General features: G+C 69.5%; 22 protein-coding genes. 6 read left to right on the top strand and 16 right to left on the bottom strand.

Annotated elements, in window-relative coordinates; translation table 11 throughout:
* Positions 1 to 11: 11 nt before the first annotated feature.
* The 3 genes from DEJ35_RS17105 to DEJ35_RS01270 form a co-directional block, all read right to left on the bottom strand.
* Entirely contained in the window at positions 12 to 149 is a 138-nt protein-coding gene (locus DEJ35_RS17105; protein ID WP_181420023.1) for a hypothetical protein, read from the bottom strand.
* Positions 150 to 225: 76 nt separating this feature from the next.
* Positions 226 to 2,673, bottom strand: a complete 2,448-nt coding sequence (locus DEJ35_RS01275) for an ATP-dependent helicase (RefSeq protein ID WP_027466686.1) — start codon at positions 2,671 to 2,673, stop codon at positions 226 to 228.
* A 12-nt stretch (positions 2,674 to 2,685) separates the two neighbouring features.
* The gene (locus DEJ35_RS01270) at positions 2,686 to 3,696 is read right to left on the bottom strand and encodes a glycerophosphodiester phosphodiesterase family protein (protein ID WP_111191893.1); all 1,011 of its coding nucleotides are present in this window, start codon (positions 3,694 to 3,696) and stop codon (positions 2,686 to 2,688) included.
* Between the two features lie 105 nt (positions 3,697 to 3,801).
* Between DEJ35_RS01270 and DEJ35_RS01265 the strand changes: the two genes are divergently transcribed.
* Both DEJ35_RS01265 and DEJ35_RS01260 read left to right on the top strand, forming a co-directional pair.
* Positions 3,802 to 4,818, top strand: a complete 1,017-nt coding sequence (locus DEJ35_RS01265) for a DUF817 domain-containing protein (RefSeq protein ID WP_111191892.1) — start codon at positions 3,802 to 3,804, stop codon at positions 4,816 to 4,818.
* Between the two features lie 36 nt (positions 4,819 to 4,854).
* A complete protein-coding gene (locus DEJ35_RS01260) occupies positions 4,855 to 5,718 on the top strand; it encodes a Bax inhibitor-1/YccA family protein (RefSeq protein ID WP_111090921.1) in 864 nt (287 codons plus the stop codon).
* Positions 5,719 to 6,030: 312 nt separating this feature from the next.
* Here the strand turns inward: DEJ35_RS01260 and guaA are convergent, their stop codons facing one another.
* Genes guaA through DEJ35_RS01235 form a run of 5 tightly spaced genes read right to left on the bottom strand, consistent with a single transcriptional unit; the run spans position 6,031 to position 10,832 of the window.
* On the bottom strand, positions 6,031 to 7,611 hold the full coding sequence (gene guaA / locus DEJ35_RS01255; protein WP_111090920.1) for a glutamine-hydrolyzing GMP synthase: 1,581 nt from the start codon (positions 7,609 to 7,611) through the stop codon (positions 6,031 to 6,033).
* Positions 7,608 to 8,054 carry a DUF3817 domain-containing protein gene (locus DEJ35_RS01250; RefSeq protein WP_027466691.1) on the bottom strand — a complete coding sequence of 149 codons (447 nt, stop codon included), beginning with the start codon at positions 8,052 to 8,054 and terminating at the stop codon, positions 7,608 to 7,610. The genes guaA and DEJ35_RS01250 overlap by 4 nt, the downstream gene beginning before the upstream one ends.
* Before the next feature lie 10 nt (positions 8,055 to 8,064).
* Positions 8,065 to 8,841 carry an SURF1 family cytochrome oxidase biogenesis protein gene (locus DEJ35_RS01245; RefSeq protein ID WP_111191891.1) on the bottom strand — a complete coding sequence of 259 codons (777 nt, stop codon included), beginning with the start codon at positions 8,839 to 8,841 and terminating at the stop codon, positions 8,065 to 8,067.
* Positions 8,842 to 8,846: 5 nt separating this feature from the next.
* Positions 8,847 to 10,298: a cation:proton antiporter gene (locus DEJ35_RS01240; protein WP_111090918.1), complete on the bottom strand. Its 1,452-nt coding sequence runs from the start codon at positions 10,296 to 10,298 to the stop codon at positions 8,847 to 8,849.
* A 3-nt stretch (positions 10,299 to 10,301) separates the two neighbouring features.
* Positions 10,302 to 10,832, bottom strand: a complete 531-nt coding sequence (locus tag DEJ35_RS01235; protein WP_017885470.1) for a cation:proton antiporter regulatory subunit — start codon at positions 10,830 to 10,832, stop codon at positions 10,302 to 10,304.
* 75 nt (positions 10,833 to 10,907) lie between these two features.
* Between DEJ35_RS01235 and DEJ35_RS17100 the strand changes: the two genes are divergently transcribed.
* A complete protein-coding gene (locus tag DEJ35_RS17100) occupies positions 10,908 to 11,411 on the top strand; it encodes a hypothetical protein (protein WP_181435464.1) in 504 nt (167 codons plus the stop codon).
* A 169-nt stretch (positions 11,412 to 11,580) separates the two neighbouring features.
* On the opposite strand, the gene DEJ35_RS01225 is transcribed toward DEJ35_RS17100, so the two are convergent.
* From DEJ35_RS01225 to DEJ35_RS01195, 7 genes are all read right to left on the bottom strand, one after another.
* Entirely contained in the window at positions 11,581 to 13,467 is a 1,887-nt protein-coding gene (locus DEJ35_RS01225) for a glycerol-3-phosphate dehydrogenase/oxidase (protein ID WP_111191890.1), read from the bottom strand.
* 62 nt (positions 13,468 to 13,529) lie between these two features.
* Positions 13,530 to 14,648, bottom strand: a complete 1,119-nt coding sequence (locus tag DEJ35_RS01220) for a GuaB3 family IMP dehydrogenase-related protein (RefSeq protein ID WP_027466694.1) — start codon at positions 14,646 to 14,648, stop codon at positions 13,530 to 13,532.
* 61 nt (positions 14,649 to 14,709) lie between these two features.
* On the bottom strand, positions 14,710 to 14,901 hold the full coding sequence (locus DEJ35_RS01215) for a hypothetical protein (RefSeq protein WP_027466695.1): 192 nt from the start codon (positions 14,899 to 14,901) through the stop codon (positions 14,710 to 14,712).
* 324 nt (positions 14,902 to 15,225) lie between these two features.
* Positions 15,226 to 16,032, bottom strand: a complete 807-nt coding sequence (locus DEJ35_RS01210; protein ID WP_027466696.1) for an ABC transporter ATP-binding protein — start codon at positions 16,030 to 16,032, stop codon at positions 15,226 to 15,228.
* Positions 16,029 to 16,919: an ABC transporter ATP-binding protein gene (locus DEJ35_RS01205; RefSeq protein ID WP_110859529.1), complete on the bottom strand. Its 891-nt coding sequence runs from the start codon at positions 16,917 to 16,919 to the stop codon at positions 16,029 to 16,031. The genes DEJ35_RS01210 and DEJ35_RS01205 overlap by 4 nt, the downstream gene beginning before the upstream one ends.
* A complete protein-coding gene (locus DEJ35_RS01200; protein ID WP_027466698.1) occupies positions 16,912 to 17,898 on the bottom strand; it encodes a branched-chain amino acid ABC transporter permease in 987 nt (328 codons plus the stop codon). Before DEJ35_RS01200 ends, DEJ35_RS01205 begins: the two co-directional genes overlap by 8 nt.
* A 12-nt stretch (positions 17,899 to 17,910) precedes the next feature.
* A complete protein-coding gene (locus DEJ35_RS01195) occupies positions 17,911 to 19,221 on the bottom strand; it encodes a branched-chain amino acid ABC transporter permease (RefSeq protein ID WP_110859528.1) in 1,311 nt (436 codons plus the stop codon).
* 326 nt (positions 19,222 to 19,547) lie between these two features.
* Here DEJ35_RS01195 and guaB point away from each other — a divergent pair, with 326 nt between their 5' ends.
* The 3 genes from guaB to DEJ35_RS01180 all read left to right on the top strand — a co-directional run bounded on the left by guaB (position 19,548) and on the right by DEJ35_RS01180 (position 22,723).
* Positions 19,548 to 21,050: an IMP dehydrogenase gene (gene guaB, locus DEJ35_RS01190; RefSeq protein ID WP_110859527.1), complete on the top strand. Its 1,503-nt coding sequence runs from the start codon at positions 19,548 to 19,550 to the stop codon at positions 21,048 to 21,050.
* A 206-nt stretch (positions 21,051 to 21,256) separates the two neighbouring features.
* Positions 21,257 to 22,147, top strand: a complete 891-nt coding sequence (locus tag DEJ35_RS01185; protein WP_110859526.1) for a hypothetical protein — start codon at positions 21,257 to 21,259, stop codon at positions 22,145 to 22,147.
* A gap of 174 nt (positions 22,148 to 22,321) precedes the next feature.
* The gene (locus tag DEJ35_RS01180; RefSeq protein ID WP_111191889.1) at positions 22,322 to 22,723 is read left to right on the top strand and encodes a VOC family protein; all 402 of its coding nucleotides are present in this window, start codon (positions 22,322 to 22,324) and stop codon (positions 22,721 to 22,723) included.
* A 92-nt stretch (positions 22,724 to 22,815) separates the two neighbouring features.
* Here DEJ35_RS01180 and DEJ35_RS01175 read toward each other — a convergent pair whose 3' ends face one another.
* Positions 22,816 to 23,616 (bottom strand): SDR family oxidoreductase, encoded by an 801-nt coding sequence (locus tag DEJ35_RS01175; protein WP_110859524.1) that lies wholly within the window; start codon positions 23,614 to 23,616, stop codon positions 22,816 to 22,818.
* Positions 23,617 to 23,807 lie beyond the last annotated feature (191 nt).

Here is a 23,807-nt window from a genome sequence, read left to right as displayed (position 1 = left end):
GGCCGTGCGTGTCAGACGCTCGTCTGCCGGACGGGCCAGGCATCCCCGCCCGGCGAGACGAGGGCGTGCGTCGTGAGGATGACCGGGGTGTGCGGGCCGCAGCGGGCGTCGCGGTCATCATCCGCGACGGCCGGGGTGCTGCCGATCACAGGGGAACGCCCGGCTCCGTTCCGTGAACTCCGGACCGGCCGCGGCTGCCGGTTCGGTGTGGACCGGTGAGAGCTCCTACAGCTTCTCGATCGGGGCGATCTTGATGAGGAGCTTCTTGCGGCCCGCTGAGTCGAACGCGATCTCGGCGATGCGCTTGGCACCCTGACCCGTCACCGCGGACACCGTGCCCTCACCGAAGTCGACGTGCTTGATGCGGTCGCCGGCGACGAGTTCCATGTCGCCGTTGTCGCGCACCTGCCCGGACACCCGGTTCGCCCACTCGGTCTTCGGGCGGGTCTTCGAGGCCGCCGCTGCGCGGTCGTACGAGCCGCCGCCCCAGCCGCCACCACCGCGGTAGCCACCGCCACCGCCGCCGCCGCCGAAGCCGCCGTCGCGCTTGGCGTTCAGGGCGCGGGGCTGCGTGCCACCACGGCTGTTCGCCATGCCCGGGGACTGCTTCCACTCGATGAGCCCCTCGGGGATCTCCTGCAGGAAGCGCGAGGGCATCGCCACGTTCACGTCGCCGAACTGGGCGCGGGTCATCGCGAGGGACAGGAACAGGACCTTCTTGGCGCGGGTGATGCCCACGTAGAACAGCCGGCGCTCTTCCGACGGCCCGCCGGGTTCGTTGGCGGACATCCGGTGCGGAAGCAGGTCTTCCTCGACGCCGGTCAGGAACACCGCGTCGTACTCCAAGCCCTTCGCGGTGTGCAGCGTCATCAGCGACACCGTTCCCGAAGAGTCGTCGAGCTCGTCCGCCGCGGCGACCAGCGAGACCTCGGTCAGGAAGTCCGACAGCGTGCCCTCGGGGTTGTTCTTCTGGAACTCACGCGTCACGGCCACGAGCTCGTCGATGTTGTCGGCACGGGCTGCGTCCTGCGCGTCGGGCGACTTCCGCAGGTTGTCGAGCAGCCCGGAGCCGTCGAGCAGCTGCGTCAGGGTGTCGACCACCGGCTGCGTCGGGGCCTTCTCGGACACGGAGTCGAGCAGCGCCGCGAACTCGGTGATGGCGTTCCGCACCTTCGGCCCGAACCCGAGCTCGCCCGCGTGCCGCAGGGCGTCGCGCATCGTGGTCTCGTGCTCGTCGGCGTAGCGCTGCAGCGTGGTCTCGGTGACCGAGCCGATGCCGCGCTTGGGCACGTTGAGGATGCGGCGCAGGGCCATCGGGTCGGCCGGGTTGGCGACGGTGATCAGGTACGCCATGGCGTCCTTGATCTCGGCGCGCTCGTAGAACTTCGTGCCGCCGAGCACCCGGTACGGGATCGCCGCACGGATGAAGATCTCCTCGAGCGCACGGGTCTGCGAGTTGGTCCGGTAGAACACCGCCATGTCGCGGTAGTCCATGCCGTCTTCACGCAGGCGCTGGATCTCGTCGGCGACGAACTGCGCCTCGTCGTGGCCGGTGTACCCGGTGAAGCCGACGATCTTCTCGCCGGCACCGACGTCGGTGAACAGGCTCTTCGCCTGGCGGTCGAAGTTGTTCGCGATGACGGCGTTCGCCGCGTCGAGGATGTTCTGCGTCGAGCGGTAGTTCTGCTCGAGCAGGATCGTCTTGGAGTTCGGGAAGTCCCGCTCGAACTCGACGATGTTGCGGATGTCCGCCCCGCGGAACGCGTAGATCGACTGGTCGGAGTCGCCGACCACCGTCAGGGACGCGGGGGCGATCGACCCGTCGGTCTCCCGCATCCGGGCGACGTGCTGGCCGGAGTCCTCGAGCTTGTCGACCTGCTCGACCGGCACCGGGCGGGTGAGCTCACGGATCAGGGCGTACTGGGCGTGGTTCGTGTCCTGGTACTCGTCGACCAGGATGTACCGGAAGCGGCGCTGGTACAGGGCAGCGACGTCCGGGAAGGCCCGGAACAGGAACACCGTCTGGCCGATGAGGTCGTCGAAGTCGAACGCGTTCGCCCGGCGGAGTTCGTTCGTGTAGCGCCGGAACACCTCGGTGAACATGACCTCTTGCGGGTCGTTCACGTTGATGTTGCGCGCGTAGGTGTCGATGTCCTGCAGCTCGTTCTTGAGCTTCGAGATCTTCGACGCCGCGGCGCCGACGGTCAGCCCGAGGGAGTCGGCCTCGAGCTCCTTGATGATCCGCTTCAGCAGCGCCTTGGAGTCGGCGGAGTCGTAGATCGTGAACGACTGCGGGAACCCGAACCGCTCGGCTTCGCGCCGCAGGATGCGCACGCACGCCGAGTGGAACGTGGAGATCCACATCCCCTCGGCCTCGCCACCGACCAGGGCCCGGACGCGCTCGCGCATCTCGGCCGCGGCCTTGTTCGTGAACGTGATCGCCAGGATCTGCGACGGCCAGGCTTCGCGGTTGGCGAGCAGCAGCGCGATGCGGCGGGTCAGCACGCTCGTCTTGCCGGAACCGGCACCGGCCACGATCAGCAGGGACTCGCCGCGGTACTCGACGGCTTCCTTCTGCTGGGGGTTCAGACCCGCGGTGAACGGGTCTTCGTACGCGCGGGCACCGGCGCCCGGTTCGGGCGTCGATTCGAAGGGGTCGAGCACGATCGTCATGTCCGGGACAGTCTAGGCGGGACCCCCGACAGCGGACCGGGCGAGCACCGCCAGGTCAGGGTGGTCGGCGAACACCCCGTCGAGTCCGGTGCGGATCACGGACGTGAACCACCGCTCCCAGTCGCCGAACGCCGCGACGTCGCCACCACGACGCAACGGCGACGGCAGGAACCGGTTCTCCGGCCGGAGGGTCCACGTGTACACCGCGAGCCCCGCGGCGTGGGCGCGGTCGACGATCGCGCTGCGCACCGGCGTCGGGTCGTCGAGCGCGACGCTGTCGACGCCGGCCATCAGGGTGCCGAGGTCGACGCTGATGCCGTGGAACTCGGTCGCGAACGACGCGAGCGCGTCCTCGGAGCGCTCGGCGGCGTAGGTGGGGGCGAGCGATCCGTGGGACGCGAGCTCGTCCGCGGCACTGCCACGGGCCTCCTGGAGGTACACGAGTCGACCACCGGTCCCCCGCTCGCGCAGGTCGCGCAGCACGCCCTTCTCGAAGCTCTCCACCGTGAGCCGCTCGTCCCGCCGCCACCCGGCCTCGCCGAGCGCGGCGTCGACGAGTTCACCCATCGGGAACCCGGCGCGGTCGAAGTACGCGGCGTGCTTGACCTCGGCGACGAGCCCGACCGGGCGGGGTGCGGCATCGAGGACGGCGAGCAGGTCGACGAGCCGCAGGATCGGCTGCACACCGTCGTGCTCGGCGGATCCCGGGCGGAGCACCGGCAGGCGCTCGCGGGTGCGGAGCGTCTGCAGCTCGGCCCACGTGAAGTCCTCGGTGAACCAGCCGGTCAGGGTCTGGCCGTCGACGGTCTTCGTCGTGCGCAGGTGCCGGAACTCGGGGTGGTCGGCGACGTCCGTGGTGCCCGAGACCTCGTTCTCGTGCCGGAGCACCAGCACGCCGTCCTTCGTGGGCACCAGGTCCGGTTCGATCGCGTCGGCGCCGAGTTCGATCGCGAGGTCGTACGCGCTCCGCGAGTGCTCGGGACGGTAGCCGGACGCACCGCGGTGGGCGATCACGAGGGTCATGGCGCGACCCTACTTGCCGCGGGTGACCAGCGGGCGCCTGTGTCTGGGGACACACCCGTCGCTCCGAGCGCCGCTGTTCCCAGCGGCGACGCGGAGCATCACCGCATGACCGTCCGTTCGCTCTCCACCGCCGTCGAGGCCCGGATCGACCGGGCCGCACGCCGTTTGCTCGACGCCGGGCACCAACCGCACCGGCCCGTCCGTGTGTTCGTCACCGAGTTCCTGGTGTTCGGCGCGAAGCAGGCCTGGGCGTGCGCGTTCGGGGCGCTGCTGCTCACGACCATGGCCGTGGTGCACCTGACCGTGCCGGCGGCGATGCGGAACGACGTGCTGACGATCGCGGCCGTGCTGCTGCAGGTCGGCATGCTCGTGTTCGGGCTCGAGACCGTCCGCGAACTCCGCGTCGTGCTGCTGTTCCACGTCGTCGGCACCGCGATGGAGGTGTTCAAGACCCACATGGGCTCGTGGACCTACGAGCCCGGAGGACTGTTCGTCGTCGCCGGGGTACCGCTGTTCTCGGGCTTCATGTACGGCGCCGTCGGGTCGTACATGGTCAGGGTGTACCGGCTGTTCGACCTGCGGTTCGACCGGTACCCGCGGCAGTGGCTGCTGGCGGTCGTGGCGTGCGGGATCTACCTGAACTTCTTCGGTCACCACTTCGTCGCCGACGCCCGGTACCTGCTCCTCGCGCTCGTGCTGCTGCTCTTCGCCCGCACGACCATGCACGTCCGGATCCACCGGGCGACACTGCGGATGCCCGTGCTCGTCGCGATGGGCCTCGTCGCGGTGTTCATCTGGGCAGCCGAGAACGTCGCGACCTGGGCCGGGGCGTGGAGCTACCCGGCACAGCTCGCGGTGTGGCAGCCGGTGGCGCCGACGAAGATCGTGGCGTGGTTCCTGCTCATGACGATCTCGGTCGCGCTCGTCACCTGGCTCTACCCGGCGCTGCCGTCCGGACGGGCCGGCTCGACGGGCTCGACGGGCTCGACGGGCTCGACGGCGGACTCTCGACGTCCTCGGGGCGCGCGTGCAGCGGGCGACCCTAGGCTTCCCTCGTCGGGGCCCGCTGGGCCGCGTCCGCTCGCCGCGAATCCTCAGCCTTCCGCGACCGAGCGCCCCTAGGCTGAGAGGACTCGAATCTCCTAGGAAGAGGACACCATGGCCTTCAAGCCCGGTTTCGACCAGTCCCCCGCCTTCAACGCACAGGGGGCAAACACCTGGGGCGGGCGCGGTGCTGGTCAGCAGCAGGCCGGCTGGGGACAGACCCCGCAGCAGGCCCAGGGCGGCATGACCCCCGAGCAGCTGCAGTACATGTACGACCGCCCGACTGCGTCCCCGGTGGACACCGACCGCATGTCGTACGAAGACACCATCGTCAAGACGCTGCTCGCGTTCGGCGTGCTCGTCGTCGGCGCGGTGGCCGGTTGGAACCTGCCCCCGGTCGTCTGGATCGTCGGCGCACTCGTCGGGTTCGTCCTGGCGCTCGTCAACACCTTCAAGAAGAAGCCGTCGCCGGGTCTGATCCTGACGTACGCGTTCTTCGAGGGGCTGTTCGTCGGCGGTATCTCCGGGTTCTACAACACCGCGTTCGAGGGCATCGTGCCCCAGGCCGTGTTCGGCACGCTCGGTGTGTTCTTCGTCACCCTGCTCCTGTTCCGCTCGGGCAAGGTCCGCGCGACCCCCAAGGCCACGCGCTTCTTCCTGATCGCGATGGTCGGGTACATGGCGTTCTCCCTCGTGAACCTGGTCCTGATGTGGACCGGCGTGACGCAGAGCGCGTTCGGCCTGATGGGCGTGACGCTCTTCGGCATCCCGCTCGGCGTGCTCATCGGCGTGTTCGTCGTGCTGATGGCCGCGTACTCGCTGATCCTCGACTTCGACCAGATCAAGACCGGTGTCGAGCGCGGCGCGCCCCGCATCTACGCCTGGACCGCAGCGTTCGGCCTCATCGTGACGCTCGTCTGGCTGTACCTCGAGATCCTGCGCATCCTCGCCATCATCGCGAGCAGCTCGCGCAACTAGTACCACCGCACACGCGAAGGGCCCCGGCGCTGCCGGGGCCCTTCGTCGTTCCCGGGCCGGCGGTGCTGGCGGGAGCGGCGGCGGGGTGGCCCCATTGGTCACAACACCCCGCCAACGCCCGCCGACTGGTCACGAAGTGTCGCCTGGGCCGCGGCCAGCCGACACTTCCTGACCGCTCGGCATCGGGCCCGCGGGGTGTTGTGACCGCTCGACGGACACCAGGACCGCACTGCGCCCGGCAGCGCCGCCCCCGGACGCACGAAGGCCCGGCACGCGTGACGCGTACCGGGCCTTCCGTTGCTCAGGGGAGCCCTACTCCCACTCGATCGTCCCCGGCGGCTTCGACGTGACGTCGAGCACGACCCGGTTCACGTCGGGCACCTCGTTCGTGATGCGGTTCGAGATCTTCGCGAGGGTGTCGTACGGCAGACGCGTCCAGTCGGCGGTCATGGCGTCCTCGGACGAGACCGGACGGAGCACGATCGGGTGCCCGTAGGTCCGGCCGTCGCCCTGCACGCCCACGGAGCGGACGTCGGCGAGCAGCACGACCGGGCACTGCCAGATCTCCTGGTCGAGGCCGGCCGCGGTGAGCTCTTCGCGCGCGATCTTGTCAGCGGCACGGAGCAGTTCGAGCCGCTCCTTCGTGACCTCGCCGACGATGCGGATGCCCAGGCCCGGGCCGGGGAACGGCTGGCGACCGACGATGACCTCGGGCAGCCCGAGTTCGCGGCCGACCGCACGGACCTCGTCCTTGAACAGGGTGCGCAGGGGCTCGACGAGCTCGAACGTCATGTCCTCGGGCAGGCCGCCGACGTTGTGGTGCGACTTGATGTTCGCGGTGCCCGCTCCGCCGCCGGACTCGACGACGTCGGGGTAGAGCGTGCCCTGCACGAGGAACTTGACCTCGCCGGCCTCGTCGTCACCGCGAGCCTCGAGCACGAGTGCCTCGGCCGCGCCCTCGAACGTGCGGATGAACTCGCGCCCGATGATCTTGCGCTTCTGCTCGGGGTCGCTCACGCCGGCGAGGGCGTCGAGGAACTGCTGCTCGGCGTCGATCGTGATGAGCCGGACACCGGTGGAGGCGACGTAGTCCTCTTCCACCTGCTTGCGCTCGTCGGCACGCAGGAGCCCGTGGTCGACGAAGACGCAGGTGAGCTGGTCGCCGACGGCCTTGTGCACCAGGGCTGCGGCGACGGCGGAGTCGACACCACCGGAGAGCCCGGCGATGACCCGTGCGGAGCCGACCTGCTCGCGGATGCGGGCGACCTGCTCCTCGATGACGTTGCTGGAGTTCCAGTCGCCGGGCAGGCCCGCGGCACGGTGCAGGAAGTTCTCGAGCACGGCCTGGCCGTACACGGAGTGCTTGACCTCGGGGTGCCACTGCACGCCGTAGAGCTTGCGCTCGTCGGACGCGAACGCCGCGACGGGCGTCGATGCGCTCGAGGCGAGCACCTCGAAGCCTGCCGGGGCCTTGGCCACGGAGTCGCCGTGCGACATCCACGTCACCTGGTCCGCCGGCTGGTCGCCGAGCAGGGTGCTGGTGCCGGGGGCGAGGGTCACGTCGGTGGCGCCGTACTCGCGCAGACCGGTGTTCGCGACCTCGCCACCGAGGGCGGTCGCCATGGCCTGGAAGCCGTAGCAGATGCCGAGCACGGGGACGCCGAGGTCGAGGATGTCACCGTCGAGGGACGGCGCGCCTTCTTCGTACACGGACGACGGACCACCGGACAGCACGATGGCCGCCGGGTCCTTGGCGCGGATCTCGTCCGCGGTGATGGAGTGCGGCACGATCTCGCTGTAGACGTTCGCTTCACGGACCCGACGCGCGATGAGCTGCGCGTACTGGGCCCCGAAGTCGACGACGAGGACGGGACGCTGTTCGGTCTCGCTCACCGAGCGGCCTCCTTCTCACGCTGCTGGGCAGCGATCAGCTCGTGGTAGGTGTCCATGGCCTGCTGCTGCATGCGGTGTTCGACCACGAAGGACATGAACGGGATGATGCCCCCGAGGGCGATGAGCAGGAAGCGCGACGGCCTCCAGCGCATGATGCTCCACAGACGGAAGTCAGTGAACAGGTAGAGCACGTACAGCCAGCCGTGGGCGATGAGGATCGCGATCGACAGGTTGAACGTGCCCGGGGTCTCGCCCGCCGTGCCGTTGGGCACGAAGAACGGACCGTTGCCGAGCTGCATCTCGAGCTGCAGCGGCGTGTACTTGATGATGACCTCGACCACCAGGGCGAGCAGCAGCACACCGGTGATGTACGCCGAGACGCGGTACCACTTCACCGCCCCCGGGATCTTGGGGATGTCACGGGTTCGGACGGTCAGGGCCATGCCGGCAATCCTACCGTCGGAGCGCGTCGGCTTCGGTGGCGAGCGCTGCCTCGCGCTCCTCTTCCTGCTCGCGCTCCCAGGCGTCCTTCACGAACCGGTACCAGAGGAACACGGCGAAGCCGGCGAACACGACCCACTCGATCGCGTAGAACAGGTTGAGCCAGTCGAACTGGACCTCGCGCGACGGTGCACGGTCGGCGATGGTGCCGAGGTCGGCGGCCTTCGCGGTGGCGCCGTCGGCGACGACGTACCCGAGGTACATGCGGTCGTCGAAGGCCTGCCAGGTGTTCACGAACCGGGCGGGCGCGACGGCGGAGTACTCGCCCTTCTTGTAGGCGTCCTGGTCGGGCGACTCGGCCGGGTAGTAGCGACCCTGGATCGTGAGCGTCTGCCCGTCCGCCAGGCGCTCGCCCCCGGCGATGGCGGCCGACCGCTGGTCGGACCACCCGATGACGACCGGGAGGCTCGCCCCACCGTCCGAGTCCACCAGGTGCCCGACGGTCTGGTACTTCCCACCCCCGGTGCGGCCGGTCAGGACGGTGGTGTCGTCGGCGACGAAGGTCCCGGTGACGGTGACCCTCTGCCCGGCGAGGCTCTCGCTGACGGGGCGCTCGGGAGTGGTGACCGCCTCGAGCGTGCGGCGGGTCTCGGTGGTCGCCGGCAGGGGTTTGCCGTTGGCGATCGACCGTTCCAGCTGCCACTTGCCCAGCCCGGCGAACACCGCCGCCAGCACGAGCGCCAGCAACAGCAGCGCGATCCACCTCGGTCGTCGGGCAACGGCCCACATCTGTATCAGTACTCCGGATCGCGCTGTCGGACCGGGCGCTCGGGGCGCTCGGCGGGGATCTCGACCGGCGACGTCACGGGGGCGGACGTCGGCTCGGACCCCTCATTGTCTCGCTCGTCCCTGCCAGCAGCCTCGACGAGCGCGAACTCCTCGGCGAACTGGCGGTCCCGCTCGGCCTTCCGTGCCGCGGCGCTGGCGTCCGCCTCGGCCTCGGCCGCTTCGGCGCTCTCGGCGGCGGCTGCCGCGGCGACGGCACGTCGGCCGCCCAGGCGTCCGCGCAGGCGGATGAGCCGACCCGGGCGCACCACGAGGCGGCCGATCCGGTCCGAGTTCACCGCGAGCAGCGGCCCGAGGACGGCCATGCAGAGGACGTAGAGGCCCGCGAAGGCGGTGATCCGCGCCTCCAGCCCGGCGGCAGCCGACAGCGTCGCGAGGATCAGCGCGAACTCGCCACGGTTCACCAGGATGACGGCGGTGTTGATGCCCTGCTGGACGTTGAAGCCGTTCATCCGCGCGACGATCTGGCCGGCGACCGCGTTGAGCACGACCGTCATGCCGATGGCGCCGAGGACGGGCCAGAGCACCTCGCCGAAGGTCGACAGGTCGAGGCCGAGCCCGAAGTTGACGAAGAAGAACGCGGCGAAGACGTCGCGCATCGGCAGGGCGAGCTGTTCGATGCGGTCGCGGTACCGGGTCGCTCCGCAGAGCAGGCCGATGACGAAGGCACCGATGGCGTCGGTCACGCCGAGCAGGTCGCCGATGCCGCCGAACATGACCGCGAGTCCGAAGAACAGCACCGTGAACAGCTCGTCGTCACGGGTGGCGAAGATCTTCGAGACCCACTTGCCCGCGAAGCGCGCGAGCGTGAACATCACGATGAGGAACCCGAACGCGAGTGCCAGCTTGCCGACGACGGCCCAGACGTTGGTGTCGCCGGACAGCACCACGGAGACGATCGCCAGGTAGACGGCGATGAAGACGTCCTCGATCACGGTGACGCCGAGGATCATCGGGGTCTCGTCGTTCGCCAGGCGCCGGAGCTCGATGAGGAGCTTCGTCACGATGGCGCTCGAGGACGTCGCCGTCATGCCCGCGATGATCAGGGCTTCACGGGTGCCCCAGCCGAGCGAGAACCCGAAGGCGAACCCGACGCCCATGTTGATGACGACGTAGGTGCCGCCCGACACCAGGAGCTTGCCGGCGTTGCCGTAGAACTCCTCTTGGTCGAACTCGAGCCCGAGGTTGAACAGCAGCAGGATGAGCCCGAACGTCGCGATGAGCTCGATCGTGTGGGACTCGACGCTCAGCCCGAACCACGGCGTGTTCGGACTCGCGACGAGTCCGACCACCATGTAGATCGGGATGGCCGGCAGACCGATGGTCTTGCCGAGCCGGCCCAGGACGTAGGCGATGACGAAGAGCACACCGATGGTGAGCAGCTCACCACCCAGGTGCATGCGCTAGCTCTTCCGCGGGGCCTCGGCCGAGGCGGCCGCAAGCTCTCCGCTGCGGTAGAAGGAGAACGCCTTGGCGACCTTCTCGGGGGAACCGGCGACGACGATCGTGTCTCCGGGGAACACGACGAAGTCCGACGAGGGTGCCGGGTTGGCGCTGTCGCCGCGGACCACGGCGACGACGGTCAGGCCGATGAAGCCCGAGTCGTGCAGGTCGCCGAGGGGCTTGCCCGCGATGGCGTCGTCGTAGTCGACGGAGAACCAGTCGATGGACAGCCCCGGGATCTCGTCGAGCTTGTCGAGGCCCTCGGTGATCCGGGTGCCGCCGAGCAGTTCGGCGAGCGTGTGCGCTTCGTCCTCGCTGAGACGCAGCGAGACCTTCTCGGACTTGTCCGCGCCGTCGGAGACGTCGGCGAACGAGATGAGGTCGGAGTGCCCCGACCGGTGCGTGATGACACCGCACTTGCCACCGTCGTCGGTGTAGAAGCTGTGCAGCACGCCGACTCCGGGGAGTTTGACGCGATGGACGTCGACCATGATGGCTCCCTCTTCGAGTACCCCCATGCTAACCACCCGGTGGTCCCGCGCATTCCGCGCACTACTGTTCTGCGGATGGGGAGAACACGGATCGTCGTCGCCGTCGTCGGGGTGCTGGTCGTCGCGCTGTACGCGGCACTGCTGGCGGTGAACGCACTGGTGCTGGACCCGCTCGCCGCGGTCCCCGGTGCGACCCTGGCCGAGATCCACGCCGAGCTCACGCAGCAGGGCTTCCCGGTCGGGGCGGACGTCGCGACCGTCGTCGGGATCGCCGTCGTCGGCGTCCTGTTCGCCGCGGGGCTGTCGGTGCTGCTGCTGGTCACCCGGGCGCCGGCGCACGTCATCGCGGCGGTGCTGCTCGCCGTCGTCGTGGTGGGGACGCCGATGTCGTTCGTGGCGGCGCTCGCCCTCGGCATGGACGTCGCGGACGCCTACGGGGTCGGCGGCGGTGACCACACGATCTGGTCGGGCGTGCTGTACGTGACGAGCCTCGTCGCGCTGATCGCGATCCCGGTGGTGCTCGTGGTGGGCCAGTCGGTGCACGTGCGCCGCGCCGCCCTGCGGGCGCGCGCCGTCTGACGGACGAACCACGGGCCTCCAGTCCGTCCTTCCGTCCTTCCGTCCTTCCGGTCTGGAGGCGCGGGTGGACCCCGAAAGACGCCGTCGTCTTGTCGAGACGCCGCGTCGACACCGAGACGCCGCCAGTTCCGGCGGCGTCTCGGTGACACGACGGCGTCTTCTGGCCTCGCTACTCCGGCTCGCTCGTCTTCTCGCCGACGACCTGCTCGTCGGACGCCTTCGCGCCCTCGGCACCGTCCGAGCGACCCCCGCCCACGACCACGTCGTCCTCGTCGAAGCCGAACGCGATGTCCGGGGCCTCGAGCCGCACACGGTCAGCGCTCTCGTCGTCGGGCTGCAGCTGCGACTCCCGTTCGGCGGCGACGCGCTTCAGGTAGTTCGCGACCTCGTGCTCGGTCGTCTCCTGGTCCCACCCGAGCACGTCCGCCATGAGCTTCGCGGCGACGGGCGCTGCCGAATCGCCGCGGTCCCAGGCCTCGATGGAGATGCGGGTGCGACGGGCGAGGACGTCCTCCAGGTGCAGGGCGCCCTCGTGCGAGGCGGCGTAGACGACCTCGGCGCCGATGTAGTCGTCGGCCCCCGGCAGCGGTTCGGCGAGCGCGGGGTCCTGCTCGACGAGCTGCAGCACCTCGGTCGCGAGGGTGCCGTACCGGTTGAGCAGGTGCTCGATGCGGACCTTGTGCACGTTGAAGCTCCGTGCGGTGCGGGCGCGTCGGTTCCACGCGGCGGGGTAGCCCTCGGCACCGAGGAGCGGGATGTCCTCGGTCGTCGACTCCGGGATCCTGCCGTCCATGGCCGCGACGGCCTCGTCGATGGCGTCCTTGCCCATCACCCGGTAGGTGGTCCACTTGCCGCCGGCGACCACGACGAGGCCCGGGACGGTGTGGGCGACGACGTGCTCCCGGCTGAGCTGCGAGGTCTGGTCGGACTCCCCCGCCAGCAGCGGCCGGAGTCCGGCGTAGACGCCCTCGACGTCCTCGCGGGTCAGCGGGACGGCGAGCACCTTGTTGACGTGCTCGAGGATGTAGTCGATGTCCGCCGCGGTCGCTGCCGGATGCGCCTTGTCGAGGTACCAGTCGGTGTCGGTCGTGCCGACGAGCCAGTGCCGGCCCCACGGGATGACGAACAGCACGCTCTTCTCGGTGCGCAGGATCATGCCCGTGTTCGATTGGAACCGGTCTCGGGGGATCACGAGGTGGACGCCCTTCGACGCGCGCACCTTGAACTGGCCGCGGGTGCCGATCATCGCCTGGGTGTCGTCGGTCCAGACACCGGTGGCGTTGACGACCTGCTTCGCGCGGATCTCGAACCGTTCGCCGGTCTGGATGTCGTGGGCCTGCGCGCCGACCACGCGCTCTCCGACCTTGATGAACCCCTCGATGCGGACGCGACTCGCTGCCTCGGCGCCGTACGAGGCCGCGGTGCGCACGAGCGACGCCACGTAGCGCGCGTCGTCGACCTGGGCGTCGTAGTACGTCATGCCGCCGACGAAGGCGTCCTTCTTGAGCCCGGGCATGTTCCTGAGCACCTGCTTCCGGCTGAGGTGCCGGTGGTGCGGGACGCCGGGCGGACGGCCGCCGGACCAGCTGAACACGTCGTACATCGCCATGCCGATGCCGATGTAGAAGCGCTCCCACACCCGGTGGTTCAGCGGGTAGAGGAAGCGCACGGGCTTCACCAGGTGCGGGGCGATGCGCTGGAGCAGCAGGCCGCGTTCGATGAGGGCCTCGCGGACGAGTGCGAAGTTGAGCTGCTCGAGGTAGCGGATGCCACCGTGCACGAGCTTGGACGAGCGACTCGACGTCCCCGAGCCCCAGTCGCGGGCCTCGACGATGCCGACGCTCAGGCCGCGGGTCACGGCGTCGAGCGCACTGCCCGCACCGACGATGCCGCCGCCGATGACCAGGACGTCGAGCTCCTTGGTCTTCAGCGTCTCGATCGCGGCCGCACGTTCGTCCGGTCCGAGCTTCGCCGCGGGGTCGAACCCCACGCCGGGCGCGACGTCACGTGGACGTCCGGCCGTGCTGGTCTGCTTCGTCGTGCTGGACTTGGCCATCGTCGCCTCCGGGTCACGGTCGGCGCCGTGGCGTCACCCGGGGTCGTGCCCGGGTGCCACCGTCACTGGTGGTACGGCGCCACGACCACTTCTACTCGCTGGAACTCCTTGGCGTCGGAGTATCCGGTCGTGGCCATCGAGCGGCGCAGGGCACCGACGAGGTTCGCGCGGCCGTCGTGGGTCGGCGTCGGGCCGTTCAGGACGTTCTCGAGCGGGGCGATCGTGCCCACCTCGACCCGGCGGCCGCGGGGCAGCTCGGGGTGGTGCGCCTCGGCACCCCAGTGGTAGCCACCACCCGGGGCCTCGGTCGCACGGGCCAGTGCGGTGCCGAGCATGACCGCGTCGGCGCCCACGGCGATGGCCTTGACGATGTCGCCCGCGGTGTCGAGCCCGCCGTCGGCGATGACGTGCACGTAGCGGCCGCCCGACTCGTCGAGGTAGTCACGACGGGCACCGGCGACGTCCGCGACGGCGGTGGCCATCGGGGCGTGGATGCCGAGCGCGGCACGGGTGGTCGACGCTGCGCCGCCACCGAACCCGACGAGCACGCCGGCTGCACCGGTGCGCATGAGGTGCAGCGCCGACGTGTACGTCGAGGCACCGCCCACGATCACCGGGACGTCGAGCTCGTAGATGAACTTCTTGAGGTTGAGGGGTTCCTCGGTCTGGGAGACGTGCTCGGCCGAGACCGTGGTGCCGCGGATGACGAACAGGTCGACACCGGCGTCGACGACCGTCTTCGAGAACTCCTGGGTGCGCTGCGGGCTGAGCGAACCGGCGACCGGCACACCGGCTGCGCGGATCTCGGCCAGGCGTGCGGTGATCAGCTCGGCCTTGATCGGCTCCGAGTAGATCTCCTGCATGCGCTTCGTGACGTTGCCGTCGGTGAGCGACTTGATCTCGTCGTAGTACGGGGTCGGGTCCTCGTAGCGGGTCCACAGGCCCTCGAGGTCGAGCACACCGAGGATGCCGAGCTTGCCCATCTGGATGACCGTCGCCGGCGAGGACACGGAGTCCATCGGCGCCGACAGGATCGGCGACGCGAACGTGAACGCGTCGATCGACCACTGCACGCTGACGTCGCGCGGGTCACGCGTCCGCCTGGAGGGGACCACCGCGATGTCGTCGAACGCGTACGCCCGACGTCCGCGCTTGCCTGCACCGATCTCGACTTCGCTCACTCGGACAGCCTACCGGGCGGGCTCTGCGGCGTGCACGGGCCGGACGGTGCGGGCCGAGTCGTCAGCGCGGACGCCGCGGCGCCCGTCGGCGCTTCCGGAGCGCCCGCAGCACGAAGCCGAGCAGGAGCGCGAGCACCACGAGCACGACGAGCAGCACGGCCGCGACCTTGACGAGCAACGCCGCGCCGACGAAGAGCGCGATGAACACGAGCCAGACGAGGGCGTCGAGCACGAGGGGTCCGGAGGTGCGCACCCGCGGAACGATACCGACCCGCGCGGGGCGAGCCGCGCCTCCGGGCCGGGGTGCGACGGAGGACGCCGTCATCAACGGAAGACGCCGTCGTCAGCGCAGGACACCGCCCTACGAACGAGACGCCGCAGGATTCCGAGGCGTCTCGACGGGACCGCGGCGTCAACAGAACACGACGGCGTCATGCGACCACAGTCATGCGACCGGACGCGAGCCGCGCCTCCGGGCCGGGTACAGGAGCGGGGCCGTGCGGCGCGAAGCGACCACGCACGGCCCCACCCGTCACGGATACCACCCCCACAGCGGTACCCGTAGCCGACGACAGCGCTAGCGCTGTGCGTCGACGTCCTTGGCGAGCGTCCCCAGGTAGAGCTCGATGACCTTGGGGTCGTCAGCGAGTTCCTTCCCGGTGCCCGAGTACGCGTTCTTCCCCTGGTCGAGCACGTACCCACGATCGCAGATCTGCAGACAGCGTCGCGCGTTCTGCTCCACCATGATGATCGACACACCGGCCTTGTTGATCCGGCGGGTCCGCAGGAACGTCTCGTCCTGGCGCACGGGGGAGAGTCCGGCGCTCGGCTCGTCGAGCAGCAGCACCTTCGGGTCCATCATCAGCGCACGGGCCATCGCGACGGACTGCCGCTCACCACCCGAGAGCGATCCGGCCCGCTGGTTCCGCCGCTGAGCGAGGACCGGGAACAGGTCGTAGATGACCTCGAGCCGTTCGGCGAACTTCCGGGGCCGCAGGTACAGCCCCATCTGCAGGTTCTCCTCGATCGACAGCGAGGGGAACACGTTGTTCGTCTGCGGCACGAAGCCGACACCGGCCTGCACGAGCTTGTTCGCCTTGAGGTTCGTGATGTCGTCACCCTGCAGGGTCACCGAACCCTCGCGGATGGACACGAGCCCGAACAGCGCCTTGAGGAGCGTCGACTTGCCCGCACCGTTCGGCCCGATGATGCCGATGAGCTCGCCCGGGTAGCAGTCCAGGTCGCAGCCGTTCAGGATGTTCACGCCCGGCAGGTAGCCGGCGACGAGGTTCTTCGCGCTGAGCACCGGCTCGCGTTCCAGCGTGGCCGCCGGGGACGGACTGGAGGCACTGCTCGCGTTCGTGGGGTCCGTTGCGTCCGTCATCGGGTCGTCTCCTCTGCTGCGTCCTCTTCGGCGACTTCCTCCGCCAGTTCCTCGAAGGTCTCCTCGGTGAGGAGCGAGTCGTCACCCAGGTCGGTGTCGTGGTGCGCACCGAGGTAGGCGTCGATCACGGCCTGGTCGTCCATCACCGTGTCCGCCGGGCCCTCGGCGACGACCTTGCCCTCGGCCATCACGACCACCCAGTCCGAGATGTGCCGGACCATGTGCATGTCGTGCTCGACGAACAGCACGGTCATGCCGTCGTCGCGCAGGGACTGGATGTGCCCGAGGAGCGACTGGGTGAGCGCGGGGTTCACGCCGGCCATCGGCTCGTCGAGCATGATCATCGTCGGGTCGGACATCAGCGCCCGCGCCATCTCGAGCAGCTTGCGCTGCCCGCCGGACAGCGAACCGGCGTAGTCGTCCGCCTTCGTGTCGAGCTTGAACCGGGCGAGGAGGTCCTCGGCCTTGGCCGTGATCTCGCGCTCCCGCTTCGCCCACACCGGCTTGACCAGGGCGGCGAAGAAGTTCTCGCCGGGCTGGTCGCGGGCACCGAGGAGCATGTTCTGCATCACGGTGAGCCGGGACAGCGCCTTGGTCAGCTGGAAGGTGCGGACCATGCCCTTGTTCGCGATGTGCGTCGCGCTCGTCTTCTGCAGCGTGGCGCCGTCGAACTGCGTCTTCGCACCCGGGCTCGGCTTGTCGAACCCGGTGAGCAGGTTGAAGAACGTCGTCTTGCCGGCGCCGTTCGGGCCGATGAGGGCCGTGATGGAACCACGCTGGACCTCGAGGTGGTCGACGTCCACGGCGGTCATGCCCCCGAAGCGGCGGGTGACGTCGTCGACGGTGAGGATCGGGTCGGCCTTGGGGTGGCCGTAGGTCTCAGACACTGAACGTCAGCTCCTTCTTGTTGCCGAGCAACCCCTGTGGACGGAACACGATGAGCAGCATGAGCGCGACGCCGACGAGCACGTACGAGAACTGCTCCGCCTGCTGCGCGTTCATGATCGAGTCGGGGATGAAGTCGCCGGCCAGCGTGCGGATGAAGAGCCGGACGACGAAGAAGAGCACGGCTCCGAGCACCGGTCCGAACACCGTCGCCGCACCACCGAGGATGAGCGCCGTCCAGATGAAGAACGTCATCGAGCGGCCCATGGCGTCTGGTTGCACCGAACTCGGCAGCACGTAGATGATGCCCGCGATCGCACCGAGCGCCCCACCGAACACGAGCGCCTGCATCTTGTACGAGTAGACGTTCTTGCCGAGCGAGCGGACCGCGTCCTCGTCCTCGCGGATGGCCTTCACCACGCGGCCCCACGGGCTGCGCATCAGCAGGAAGAGCACCAGGGTGAACAGGGCGACCATGGCCCACGCGGCGATGCGGATCCACCAACCGTTGACGCCGTTGTTCGCGTACGTGAACCACAGGATCGTGGTGGTGCCGTCGGGCAGCGGGCTGAGGGCGGTGAACGGGTCGCGGTAGCTCGACCCGGTGATGCCGTTCGAGCCGCCCGTGGTCGAGGTGAGCAGGCTGGAGCGGCCCACCATGCGGATGATCTCGGCGCCGGAGATCGTGACGATCGCCAGGTAGTCGCCGCGCAACCGAAGGGTCGGGATGCCGAGGATGATCGCGAACACGATCGCGACGAGCAGGGCGATGAGGACCGCCATCACGAACGGCAGTCCGTTCGTGATCGAGATCGCGAAGCCGTAGGCACCGAGCAGCAGGAACGCCGCCTGGCCCATGTTCACGAGGCCGGTGAGCCCGAAGTGCACGTTCAGGCCGATCGCGGCCAGGGCGAACGCCGCCGTCGTCGGGGCGAGTGCCTCCTGGGTGAGCGAGGACAGCAGGTTGAGGATGTAGTCCATGCGCGTGCTCCCTTAGCCGATCCGCTCGGCGCGGCCGAAGATGCCCTGCGGCCGGAACAGCAGGATGAGGATGAGGATGACGAGGGCGGTGGCGTACTTGAAGTCACCGGGGAGCACCAGGTTCGTGAGCTCCACGACGACGCCGATGATCATCGAGCCGACCAGGGCGCCGTACGCGGTGCCGAGGCCACCGAGCGTGACCGAGGCGAACATGAGCAGGAGCAGCTGGAGCCCGGTCTGCCAGTTCACGCCGTTCAGGACGAGTCCGAGCATCACGCCGGAGAGCCCCGCGAGGCCGGCGGCGAGCGTCCACACGAAGCGGATCACCCGGTCGACGTCGATGCCGGAGGCCGCGGCGAGCGCCGGGTTGTCCGACACGGCGCGGGTCGCCCGGCCGAAGCGCGTCTTCGCCAGGAAGAGCCCGGTCGCGACGAGGACCACGAGCGCGATCCCCATGGCGACGTAGGACTGCACCGTCAGGGTGACGCCCGCGAACCGCACGGTCTCCGGGTTGCCCTGCTGGATGCGCACCGTCGAGGCACCGAAGAAGTACTGGAACGCGTACTGGGCGGCGATCGACAGACCGATCGTCACGATCATGAGCTGCGTCAGGCTGATGCGCCGTCGCCGGAGTGGCCGCCAGATCGCGGCGTCCTGCAGGTACCCGGTCGCGGCGCACAACAGCGTGACGACGATGCCGGTGACCCAGATGTTCCAGCCGAGCTGGTTGGCGAACACGTACGCCAGCAGGCCGCCGAGGGTGACCTGCTCACCGTGCGAGAAGCTCGACAGCCCCGTCGTGCCGTAGATGAGCGAGAGCCCGATGGACGCCAGGGCGATGAGCAGCCCGAGCCGGAGCCCCGAGGCGAACTGCTGCCAGGCCCGCTGGATGCTCACGCCCGACGAGTCCGCCGAGGTCGTGGCGCCCTTCTGGTCGGACAGCTGGAAGATCTGCCCGACGTTGGCGTTCAGGGTGGCCTGCACCTTGCGCTCGGCGTCGGCGGCGTTCGTCAGGTACTGCCCCTTCGGCAGGGTGCCCTGGTCGACGCTCACCGTGTACTCGCCGGCCGTGTCGACGCTGACCGACCAGCGGCCGTCGGCGTTCGTCGTGGCCGTCTCGTCGAAGCCGCTCGGGCCGGTCACGTCGACGTCGACGCCCTCGGCCGGTTCACGCTCGGAGTCGGTGATCGTGCCCTGGATGCACCCGTTGTCGGGGCTGACGGTGCACGCCTGGCTGGTGGCCGGTGCCGAGGTGGCACTGAAGGCCGGCAGGGTGACCGCCCAGTCGATCAGGAAGGTCGCCAGGAACGCGGCGACGAGCACGGCCGCCAGGACCGGTCGTCGTCGTGCGTGGCGGAGGCGGAACAGGCGCGGCTGCGCCCGTCCCGGAGGAGTGATGGATCCCACGGAAGAGCCTCTCGTTCGGATGACGAGGAACCTATGGGGATTTTGTGACACCCGTGTTTCCAACACGTTCCCTGTGTGATTCGTACCCGAACTGTGACGTTGTGGAGGAACGCTCCGAGGCGGGCGCGATCCGTGCCTCCAGGCGGAATGCGGCGACAGCCGCTCGCGTTACCATGTCCTATCCGGAACCCGTCGTCGTGTTCCCGGTGTCTCGACACTTCACTCGCCCACGAAGGGGACCCATGGACCAGCCGGATCCGTTCGGATTCATCGGACTCACGTACGACGACGTCATGCTGCTGCCCGGGCACACCGACGTCATCCCGAGCGAGGCGTCCACGGCGTCCCGGCTCACCAAGCGGATCTCCGTCAACGTCCCGCTGCTCTCCGCCGCGATGGACACCGTCACCGAAGCCCGCATGGCCATCGCCATGGCGCGCCAGGGCGGCATCGGGATCCTGCACCGCAACCTGTCCATCGAGGACCAGGCGGCCTACGTCGACAAGGTCAAGCGCTCCGAGTCGGGCATGATCACCAACCCGGTGACCACGACCCCGGACGCCACCGTGGCCGAGGTCGACGCGCTCTGCGGCCAGTTCCGCGTCTCCGGCCTCCCGGTCGTCGAGCAGGACGGCACCCTCGTCGGCATCATCACGAACCGCGACATGCGCTTCGTGGCCTCGTTCGAGCAGGCCACCACGTACGTGCGCGACGTCATGACGAAGGCCCCGCTGATCACCGCGATGGAGGGCATCGACCCCGAAGAGGCGATCGCCATCTTCGCGCAGCACAAGATCGAGAAGCTGCCGCTGGTCGACGCCGAGGGCAAGCTCCGCGGCCTCATCACCGTCAAGGACTTCGACAAGAGCGAGCAGTACCCGGACGCCACGAAGGACGACGAGGGCCGGCTCCGCGTCGGTGCCGCGATCGGCTTCTTCGGCGACGCCTGGCAGCGCGCCGAGGCCCTGCGTGACGCCGGCGTCGACGTGCTCGTCGTCGACACCGCCAACGGCGAGAGCGAAGGCGTGCTCGACATGGTCCGTCGCCTGAAGGCCGACCCGACGTTCGACGCGATCGACGTCATCGGCGGCAACGTCGCCACCCGCGCGGGCGCCCAGGCGCTCATCGACGCCGGTGTGGACGCCGTCAAGGTCGGTGTCGGCCCGGGCTCCATCTGCACCACGCGCGTCGTCGCCGGAGTGGGTGTGCCGCAGGTGACCGCCGTGTACGAGGCCTCCCTCGCCGCACGCGAAGCCGGTGTGCCGATCATCGCCGACGGTGGCCTGCAGTACTCGGGCGACATCGCCAAGGCCCTGGTGGCCGGTGCCGACACCGTCATGCTCGGCTCGCTGCTGGCCGGCACCGATGAGTCCCCCGGTGACCTGGTGTTCGTGAACGGCAAGCAGTTCAAGGCCTACCGCGGCATGGGGTCCCTCGGTGCCCTGCAGACCCGTGGCAAGAAGACCTCGTACTCGAAGGACCGCTACTTCCAGGCGGACGTGCCGAACGACGACAAGCTCATCCCCGAGGGCATCGAGGGCCAGGTGCCCTACCGCGGTTCGGTCGGCAACGTCGTCTACCAGCTCACCGGAGGGCTGCGGCAGTCGATGTTCTACGTCGGCGGTCGCACGATCCCCGAGCTGAAGGCCCGTGGCAAGTTCGTCCGCATCACGGCGGCGGGGCTCAAGGAGTCCCACCCGCACGACGTCCAGATGGTCGTCGAGGCGCCGAACTACCGCAGCTGAGTTCTGGTCCGGGCCGATTCTGGTCCGCAAGACGCCGTCGTGTCGTTGAGACGCCGCCGAATTCGGCGGCGTCTCAACGCTTTCCAGGCGTGGTTCGGAGACGACGGCGTCTTGCGACTCCTCCACAGCCGGAAACGGCCTGGAGGCTCTCCACCGGTCCGACGTGCGAGTCGCCTCGCGCCGTGGCCGCGTTCCAAGCTTCGGGCATGAACGCGCTCGCCCAGACCGTCCTGGTCCGTGTCCCGTCGGCCCTGCACGAACCGGTGCGCCTGTTCCACGGCGCCGCCGTCGAGCGCCCGGAGTGGGAGGCGCTCTCACTCCTGGAACGCCGGCGCCTGTTCGTCCGCGCACGGTACGGGTCCCTGGAGTCCGAGTGCGTCGTCTCGGGGACCTCGGCCGCGGCACTCTGGGGGTTGCCCGACTTCGACGCTGCCGACTGGAGGTTGCACGTGATCGACGTCCGGCTCGACAAGACGCACACCGGTCGGGGCGTCGTCCGTCACACCGGGCGGATCCGGAACGGCGAGCGCGTCGTGGTCGACGGGATCCCGACGACGTCCCTCGAGCGGACGGTCCTCGACATCGCACGTCGGCAGTCGTTCACCCACGCCGTCGTCGTCCTCCACCACGTGCTCCGGTTCGACATGCTCCGTCGCGAAGGACTCACCGGCGCATTCGACGCCCTCGGACGCGTGCGTGGATGCCGACAGGCCGCTGCGGCGATCGCCTTCGCGCTGGCCGAATCCCCGGGGGAGTCGATCAGCCGCGTCACCGCCCATCTCCTCGGGATTCCTGCCCCGGAGTTGCAGCACGAGTTCGAGACGCCGCGCGGCAGGTTCAGAACGGACTTCTGGTGGCCCGACGCCGGCGTGATCGGGGAGTTCGACGGTCGCCTGAAGTACGACGTCCCCCGAGCCCTCTGGGACGAGAAGACCCGTGAGGACACCCTCCGTCGACTGCCGGAGGTGCACGGGTTCGCGCGGTGGACGATGCGGGAGGCCGCGGATGCACGAGCACCGGCTGCGGTGCTGTCGGCTGCTGGGCTCCCTCTGTTCCGTGCAGCGCCGATCAGCGCACGTCGCCAGCCGGACTCGTGAGCAGCGGCCGGCGGAGAGCGCAAGACGCCGTCATGTGGGTTGGACGCCGCCGAGTCCCCGAAACGCCGCCGAATTCAGCGGTGTTTCGCGAGCACCGCGGCGTCGAAGTAACACGACGGCGTCTTGACCCCGCGCCCCCCGCAGTGCTGCGTTCCGCGGCGGTAGTGTCACCGCATGGTCAGCGCCGTCTCACACACCACGATCGACTCCCGCGACGCCTACGCCCAGTCCGAGTGGTGGAAGCAGGTGCTCGGGTACGTCGACCTGCCCGACGACCCGAACGCCCCCGGGCACGAGGAGTGCGAGATCACGGCACCCGACCGGTCCCACACGGTGCTCTTCATCCAGGTGCCCGAGGCGAAGACCGTGAAGAACCGGATCCACTTCGACCTGCGCCCCACCGACCGCACCCGCGATGAAGAGGTCGAGCGGCTCCGCGGCATCGGTGCCGTGGAGCTCGCCGACCTGCGCCACCCGGACGGCGGATGGGTGGTCTTCGCCGACCCGGAGGGCAACGAGTTCTGCGTCCTGCGGTCCCAGGCCGAACTCGACGAGGAAGCCGACCAGCCGAGCTGACCGGCCCGCCGGCCGGCCTGCTGGCCGGACCGCCGGCCGGCCTCCTGACCGGACCGCCGGCCGGCCTGCTGACCGGACCGCCGGCCGAGCTCCTACGCCGAACGCCAGTCGTTCGACGTGATGTGCGAGCCGCCGTGCGGGCCCATCTGCAGCATCCCGCCGTCCACCGGCAGGGACACCCCCGTGATGTAGGACGACGCGCGTGAGGCCAGGAACGCCACGGCTGCCGCGATCTCCCACGCGTTGCCCGGACGGCCGAGCGGTACACCGGGGCGGTCGATGGTGTGCGGGTCCTCGTCCTCGGCGCCGGTCATCCGGGTGGCGATCTCACCGGGGGCGACGGCGTTCACGGTGATGCCGTGCTCGGCGAGCTCGATCGCCATGGTCTTCAGCAGGCCGCCGAGCCCGTGCTTCGCGGCGTCGTAGGCGCTCGAGCCGTAGCGGGGCTGGTGCTCGTGCACGCTCGTGATGCCGATGATCCGGCCGCCGGTGCCCGCCTGCGCCATGTGCTTCGCCGCGGCCTGCATCGTGACGAAGGCCCCGTCGAGGTCGGTCGAGACGGTGTGGCGCCACTGGTCGAGGGTCATCTCGAGGAACGGCGCGTTGTCGCCGGTGCCGGCGTCGGCCACGAAGACGTCGACGCCGCCCAGCTGAGAGACCAGGCGGTCGATGACGGCCGCCGCGCCGGCGAGGTCGGAGACGTCGATCTGCTCGACGAAGGCCTGGCGGCCGGTCTTCCGGACCTCTTCCGCGGTCTCCTCGGCCCGGTCGGGCTCGGACAGGTAGGTGATGCCGACGTCCATGCCGGCTTCGGCGAGCGCGACGGCGGTCGCACGGCCGATCCCGGATTCGGAGCCGGTGACGATGGCTTTGGTGGGCTGGAAGTCGCTCATGCGGGGGAACGTACGCCGGGCCTCCCGGACGCCCTGCCGGACCATCCGCCTGGCGCAGGTCGGGTCGCCACCCCGGCACCGTCACGAACGTGCCGATCCCTGTCGCCGCGCACAGGAACGTCACGGCTCGGTAACGAAACACCTTTGCGTACCGCCCCGTCACACGGGCGAAACACATGGACCCTACGTTT

The organism is Curtobacterium sp. MCPF17_051 (genome assembly GCF_003234595.1).
GTDB lineage: Bacteria > Actinomycetota > Actinomycetes > Actinomycetales > Microbacteriaceae > Curtobacterium > Curtobacterium flaccumfaciens.
The sequence above is the reverse complement of the archived record's forward strand: the minus strand, read 5'-3'. Positions and strand labels throughout refer to the sequence as shown.